Here is a 5,299-nt window from a genome sequence, read left to right on the forward strand (position 1 = left end):
GCGCAGAGCACACCATCGGCGCGAGCGCCTTCAGAGCGGTCGTTGATCGGCCAATGCGAGAGCAGCGCCCTCGTGCGACTGGCATCGGGTGCTCCGCGCAGCGAAATAAAGGAGGAGCGAAGCGGGGGACATTCGCGGAGCAGAGCACACCGTCGGCGTGGGCGGCGCCCTGAACGAACTGAACTGACCGAGAGCGACAACGGGCTCTCAAACAGCCCCGAAGCGATAGCTGGACACCACGAGCCCGCCCATGAACGAGTCCTCGTGGTACACGCGCTCGCCGGCGTCGGCTTCGGCCGCGCCTACCGCCACCATCAACGGAATCAGGTGTTCTTCACGAGGATGCGCCATCCGGGCCGACGGTGCGGCCGCCCAGTTCAGCAGCTGTTCGCTGCGCTCGCTGGCCACGTCTCGCACCACTGCTTCGCCCAGCCAGTCGTCGAATGCTTTCGATACGCCATGCGCCTGCGGCCCAAAATTGCGCAGGTTGTGATAGCTCAGGCCACTGCCCACGATCAGCACGTTCTCGTCGCGCAACGGTGCCAATGCGCGGCCCAGCGCCAGGTGCTCGGCCGGGTCGAGCCCGCGCCGCAACGACAGTTGCACCACCGGCACGTCGGCGTTCGGGTACATCGCGGCCATGGGGGAAAACATGCCGTGGTCGTAGCCGCGCTCGGGGTCGATCTGCACCGGCAGGCCAGCGGCGGCTATCAGTGCTTGCACGCGCTGCGCGAGTTCCGGGGAGCCTGGCGAGTCGTAGTGCACCTCGTAGGTGTGGGCGGGAAAGCCGCCGTAGTCATAAATCATGGGCGGCTTCGGGTTGCCCTGCACCGTGAAGGCGGGAGCCTCCCAATGCGCCGACACCATCAGGATGGCGCTGGGCGTGCGGCCGATCTGGCGCGGCATGTCGGCCAGCGAGGCGGCGAGCTGGTCGTAGGTCGGCCCCATTTCTTTCTTCATCCAGGGCCAGGGGCCGCCGCCGTGCGAGATGAAGTAGGTCGGCAGGCGGGATGCCGCGGTGCCGTTCGTGTTGTCGTGGGTCAAGTCGATGCTCCTTCTTGAAAGCGTTGCATCGACTGTAGACATTTCCTCCCAGGAAATCGACAGGCTAGGATGCATGGAATCAGTTCCTCTCAAGAAATCTTCAAGGACGCTCCATGGACCGCATGACCAGCCTGCGCGTGTTTCGCGAAGTCGTGGAGGCCGGCAGCTTCGTGGCGGCGGCCGGGCGCCTGGGCATGTCGCCGCCGATGGCCAGCAAGCATGTGGCCCAACTCGAAAAATCGCTGGGCGCGCGGCTGCTGCACCGCTCGAGCCGGCACCTGAGCCTGACCGAGGCAGGCACCGCCTGGTACGAACAAAGCCGCCGCGCGCTCGACCTGCTCGACGCGGCCGAGGCCGCCATCGGCCAGACCAGCGAAACGCCGCGCGGCCAGCTCAAGGTGAGCGCGCCGGTCTGGTGTGCCACGCCGCGGTTTGCGCGCGTGCTGGCCGACTACCGCGAGCGCTACCCCGAGGTGCTGGTCGACATGCACCTGGAAAACCGCAAGGTCGACCTGGCGGCAGACGGCTACGACATCGCGCTGCGCGCCACGCAGGAGCTGTCGTCCGCATTGATCGCCCGTCCGCTGTGCCGCGTGCCCTTCTACCTGGCGGGCACGCCGGCGTACCTGGCACGCGTGGGCGGCGACCCCGCGCTGCCCGCCGACCTGGCGCGCTTCGGCGCCATCGTGCCGAGCTACGTGAACCTGGAGAACCTGGCGCTCAAGGGACCGGGCGGGCGCATGTTTCCGCTGCGCCTCACGCCGGCCATGCGCTCGGACGACACCACGCTCACGCTGCATGCGGTGCACGCCGGCATGGGCATCGCCTTCATGCCGCTGTGGCTGATCGACGACGACCTTGCGCAAGGCAGGCTGGTGCGGCTGCTGCCCGACTTCGATTCGCCGCCCGTCACGCTGTTCGCGGTGTACACGAGCCGGCAATACATGTCGCCCAAGCTGCGTACTTTCATCGACTTCCTGAGCGAACGGCTGGGCGGCTTGCAACCAAAGTCCGCAGCCCGCCCGGCGCCCGCTGAAGAGAAGCCTCGCAAGCATTAAGAGCGCACCCTTTCGGGGCAAGGTCATGCATGCGCGGCTAAAGTTGCGAGCTATCTGGGAGACCTCTCGCCTTGTTCCGCTTCTTCGAAAAACTACTTTCCCCCTACCCCGCCGCCGAACCCGCGCTGCCGCCCCAAGGCTTCTTCGCTTTTCTCTGGGCCTGCACGCACGGCGTGCGCGGCAAGATCGCCGCGATGGCGGTGCTGACCGCCGTCATGTCGATCTTCGAGGCCGCGCTGTTCGCGATTCTCGGGCGCATCGTCGACTGGCTCGGCGGGCAGGTGCCCTCGCGCCTGTGGGCGGATCGCGGCGACACGCTGCTGTGGCTGGCCGCGTTTCTGGTGATCAGCATCGGCGTGGTGGCGCTGCAGACCATCGTCAAGCACCAGACGCTGGCGGTGAACCTGCCGATGCGCCTGCGCTGGAACTTTCACCGGCTGATGCTGGGCCAGAGCATGGCCTTCTACCAGGACGAGTTTGCCGGCCGCATTACCGCCAAGGTGATGCAGACCGCGCTGGCCGTGCGCGAAACCGTGTTCGTGCTGGCCGACGTGCTGGTGGCGATGGGCGTGTACGTGGCCACCATGATCATCCTGGTGGGCGTGCTCGACGCGCAGCTGGTGTGGCCCTTCGTGATCTGGCTGGTGCTGTACATCGGCGCCCTCATCTACTTCGTGCCGCGGCTGGGCAAGGTCGGCAAGGCGCAGGCCGATGCGCGTGCGCTCATGACCGGCCGCGTGACCGACGCCTACACCAACATCGCGACCGTCAAGCTGTTCTCGCACACGCAGCGCGAAGCCGGCTTTGCGCGCGACGCCATGCGCGAGTTCATGCACACCGGCTACGGCCAGATGCGGCTGGTGAGCGCGTTCGAAATCGTCAACCACACGCTCAGCATGGGCCTGACCGCGGGCATGGCCGGCATGGCGCTGTGGCTGTGGTCGAACGGCGTGGTCGGCGTGGGCGCGGTGGCGGCCGCCACCGCCATGGCATTGCGGCTGCAGGGCATGTCGCACTGGATCATGTGGGAAATGACCAGCCTGTTCGAGAACATCGGCACGGTGCAGGACGGCATGAAGACGCTGTCGCGCCCGCGCACCGTGCTCGACGCGCCCGATGCCACGGTGCTCGACGTGCCGCGCGGCGAAGTGCGCTTCGAGCATGCGAGCTTCCGCTACGCCGACGCGGGCCGCCGCGTCATCGAAGACCTGAACCTCACGGTCAGGCCGGGCGAGAAGATCGGCCTGGTCGGCCGCTCGGGCGCCGGCAAGTCGACGCTGGTGAACCTGCTGCTGCGCTTTCATGACCTGGAAAGCGGCCGCATCCTGATCGACGGGCAAGACATTGCCCACGTCACGCAGGACTCGCTGCGCAGCCACATCGGCATGGTCACGCAGGACACCTCGCTGATGCACCGCTCGGTGGCCGACAACGTGGCCTACGGCCGGCCCGACGCCACGCTCGAACAGATCGAGGCGGCGGCGCGACGCGCCGAGGCGCACGAGTTCATCCAGACGCTGGGTGATGCCAGCGGCCGGCGCGGCTACGAGGCGCATGTGGGCGAGCGCGGCGTGAAGCTCTCGGGCGGCCAGCGCCAGCGCGTGGCCATTGCGCGCGTGATGCTGAAAGACGCGCCGATTCTTCTGCTCGACGAAGCCACCAGCGCGCTCGACTCCGAGGTCGAGGCCGCGATCCAGCAGAGCCTGTACACGCTGATGGAAGGCAAGACCGTGATCGCCATCGCGCACCGGCTGTCGACCATCGCGGCGATGGACCGGCTCATCGTGCTCGACGAAGGCCGCGTGGTCGAAGAAGGCGACCACCGCACGCTGATGGCGCAAGGCGGCCTGTATGCGCGCCTGTGGGCGCACCAGAGCGGCGGCTTCCTGGGCGACGGACTCGAAGAAGACGAAGCCCTGCGCGCCTGACCTGTCGATCGGCTGGCCGGCCTTTCAGGTCGGCAGCGCGCTCGCCTCGTACTGCGCGGCGAACTCCGCGCTCGGCGGGATCGGCTTGATGATGTCGATGAGTACGCCATTCGGGTCGCTGGTAATGAAGTGGCGCTGGCCAAAGGCCTCGTCGCGCAGCGGCAGCAGGATCGGCAGGCCGGCCGCCTTCAGCCGGTCATGCACCGCATCGGGATCGTCCACCTCGAAGTTCAGCAGCAGCCCGCCCGCCACCTGGCCACGCGCCGGCGCCGGAATGGTTTCGTGCCGCCCGTCGAGCACGGCAAGGTTCACCGCCGCGTTGCCTTCGAGTTGCAGATGCACGTACCAATCGCTGGTGAACAGCGCCGAGAAACCGAAGTGCTGCTGGTAGAAGCCGGCGGTCGCGGCGACGTCGTTGGTCATGACCACGGGGTAGTAGCTCGTCACTTTCATGGTGAGGGTCCTTTCAGATAAAACATACAGACTGCATGTAAATTACATCGTAATCCACAAACAGGCTGCATGTAAATTAGGGTCATGGCCAAAGCCCCGACACGCACCAACCGCGAACGCACCGAAACCACCCGCCTGGCGCTGATCGAGGCGGCCCGCGCGCTGTTCGTCACCAAGGGCTACGCCGACACGTCCACCCCCGACATCGCGGTGGCGGCGGGCATCACCCGCGGGGCGCTGTACCACCACTTCACCGACAAGCGCGACCTGTTCCGTCAGGTGCTGTTGCGGGAGGCGCAAGCGGTGACGGCCGACATCGAGGCAGCCACGCCCGACCAGTTGACGCCGCGCAGGGCGTTGCTCGACGGCAGCGAGGCGTACCTGAATGCCATGAGGGTGCCGGGGCGCACGCGGCTGCTGCTGATCGACGGGCCGGCGGTACTGGGGCTGGCGGAGATCATGGCGATGGACGACGCGACGTCGGCAAGCTCGTTGCGCGAGGGCCTGTCACGTGCAGGCATGGGCAAGGGGGAGGTGTCGCTCGACGCGCTGGGCCGGCTGCTCTCTGCTGCCTTTGATCGCGCGGCGTTGGAGATCGATGCGGGGGCGGATGTTGGCGAAGTCCGGGCTGCGATGCTGTGGCTGCTGGAGCGGGCGCTTGGCGCCGAGAAGAAGCGCTGACCTGCTTTGGGCTCGGGTTCGGGTGCGGGTGCGGGGTCATTCAGGGCGCGTGCGACTGACACCGGGTACTTCCCTCCGCGAATGTCCCCCGCTTCGCTCCTCCTTTATTTCGCTGCGGGAAGCACCCGATGCCCT

Annotated in this window: 5 protein-coding genes; 3 read left to right on the forward strand and 2 right to left on the reverse strand. The window is 67.1% G+C overall.

The annotated features are described in order from the left end of the window. Positions 1-207: 207 nt before the first annotated feature. Positions 208-1,044, reverse strand: coding sequence for a class III extradiol ring-cleavage dioxygenase (locus DBV14_RS31150; RefSeq protein ID WP_124465481.1), 837 nt, complete (start codon positions 1,042-1,044; stop codon positions 208-210). A 113-nt stretch (positions 1,045-1,157) separates the two neighbouring features. Between DBV14_RS31150 and DBV14_RS31155 the strand changes: the two genes are divergently transcribed. Beyond that, positions 1,158-2,102: a LysR family transcriptional regulator gene (locus DBV14_RS31155; RefSeq protein ID WP_124465483.1), complete on the forward strand. Its 945-nt coding sequence runs from the start codon at positions 1,158-1,160 to the stop codon at positions 2,100-2,102. A 71-nt stretch (positions 2,103-2,173) separates the two neighbouring features. Beyond that, complete coding sequence (locus DBV14_RS31160) at positions 2,174-4,030, forward strand: ABC transporter ATP-binding protein (RefSeq protein ID WP_124465485.1); 1,857 nt, start codon at positions 2,174-2,176, stop codon at positions 4,028-4,030. 24 nt (positions 4,031-4,054) lie between these two features. On the opposite strand, the gene DBV14_RS31165 is transcribed toward DBV14_RS31160, so the two are convergent. Then, entirely contained in the window at positions 4,055-4,483 is a 429-nt protein-coding gene (locus DBV14_RS31165; protein ID WP_124465487.1) for a VOC family protein, read from the reverse strand. A gap of 84 nt (positions 4,484-4,567) precedes the next feature. On the opposite strand from DBV14_RS31165, the gene DBV14_RS31170 reads away from it, so the two are divergent. After that, positions 4,568-5,164 carry a TetR/AcrR family transcriptional regulator gene (locus DBV14_RS31170; protein ID WP_124465489.1) on the forward strand — a complete coding sequence of 199 codons (597 nt, stop codon included), beginning with the start codon at positions 4,568-4,570 and terminating at the stop codon, positions 5,162-5,164. The last annotated feature ends 135 nt before the right edge of the window (positions 5,165-5,299 follow it).

The organism is Variovorax sp. KBW07, assembly GCF_003852515.1.
Classification (GTDB): Bacteria; Pseudomonadota; Gammaproteobacteria; order Burkholderiales; family Burkholderiaceae_C; genus Variovorax.

What these genes read in the sequence shown, in the direction of transcription:
- DBV14_RS31155 (WP_124465483.1), top strand. Translation starts at nt 1,158, where the DNA reads ATGGACCGCATGACCAGCCTGCGCGTGTTTCGCGAAGTCGTGGAGGCC.
- DBV14_RS31165 (WP_124465487.1), bottom strand. Translation starts at nt 4,483, where the DNA reads ATGAAAGTGACGAGCTACTACCCCGTGGTCATGACCAACGACGTCGCC.
- DBV14_RS31170 (WP_124465489.1), top strand. Translation starts at nt 4,568, where the DNA reads ATGGCCAAAGCCCCGACACGCACCAACCGCGAACGCACCGAAACCACC.